This window comes from Pseudarthrobacter sp. NamB4 (assembly GCF_005796185.1).
Lineage (GTDB): Bacteria > Actinomycetota > Actinomycetes > Actinomycetales > Micrococcaceae > Arthrobacter.
Genome location: NZ_VAHM01000037.1, coordinates 1 through 1,214, shown reverse-complemented (window position 1 = coordinate 1,214; position 1,214 = coordinate 1). Strand labels below are relative to the sequence as shown.

The window sequence follows — 1,214 nt, the reverse complement described above, 5'->3', positions numbered from 1 at the left end:
AAGGTCCGCTTCGGGTACGAGTTGAACCAGGTGTTGATCTTGTAGTCGCGGGGAGCTGCTTTGGCTTGGGCGAGTGCTTCAAGCTGCCCGGTCAGGGCCAGGATCTGCCGGGACAGCGCCGCGGGTTTCAGGCGTTTGAACTGCGCATTTATGGTGATGACGGGTTGCTTCCGAAGATTCGGATGCCCGGCGGCGCGCTGGTGCGGGGTGAGGGCGGCATCATGTTTCTTGACCACCTTGGCTCCATGACGTTCCTTCGAAAGCAGCTTCTGCTGGGGCAGCAGGTAATTCGTGAACAGCGCATCCAGCTCCCAAATCTCATTGAGTTTTTCAAGCTCCGCCGTGGTGTCGTAGCGGTAATAGCCCACCAGTTCACGGACACGGGCCCAGTTCTTCTGTTCCACATGGGCCCCATCGTTTTTGTTCCCGGGCCGGGACCTGGTGAAGGTGATCTGCCGGGCATGGCAGTACTCCAGCAGATAGTCGTTGATGAACTCGGACCCGTTGTCCGAATCAATCCCAAGGATCGGGAACGGGAACCTGCCCAGCGCGTACTGCAGTGCCGCGAACACCCATTTCTGCGCCTTGTTCGGAACCGACCGGTTCACCGTCCACCCGGTGGCGATATCAGTCGCGGTCAAGGTGAAGCAGAACTGCCCGGACGCCACGCCGCCCTCATGCCCGACCAGATCAATCTCAACGAACCCGGGCACCGCGTCGTCCCAATCCGCCCAGGTCCTCACCGGGATCTGGGACTTCAACAACGAGCCGGGCTTGGTGTGCGACCGGCCCCGCAGCACCAGTTTCGCCCGCTCGGGAGCCAGTTTCCGATCGATCGTCGCCGCGCTCATCCGCATTAGCAGTACCGCCTCTGCGTCCGTCAGGTCCAGTTCCCCGTCTCGGCGCAGCAAGGGCACGAGCACCGGAAGCATCGGCGCCAGCCTCTTGCCGGCCGGGCCCCGCAGCACCGCCCAGCAGACCACCAGCGCTTCGATCACCCGTGGACCATAAACCGGCGGCCGCGGCGGACGTGTTCGTACCGGCCGCAGCTCCAAAGCCTGGCGCAAAGCCCGCCGTGCGTAGTCCCGGTTCCAGCCCGTCAGCTCCACCACTTCATCAAGGATCCGCACCTTCTCCAGGCGGCTCCCGCGGGCATACGCGCGGGCCTTGATCACCGTGACGGCCTTGCGCTGGCTCATCGTCAGTCCCATCCC

The 1,214-nt window shown here is 63.4% G+C and carries 1 protein-coding gene; it reads right to left on the bottom strand.

From position 1 onward, the window contains the following. The coding region (locus FDW81_RS17920; RefSeq protein ID WP_138135551.1) for a DDE-type integrase/transposase/recombinase at window positions 1-1,199 on the bottom strand (1,199 nt) is incomplete at its 3' end. Between the last annotated feature and the right edge of the window lie 15 nt (window positions 1,200-1,214).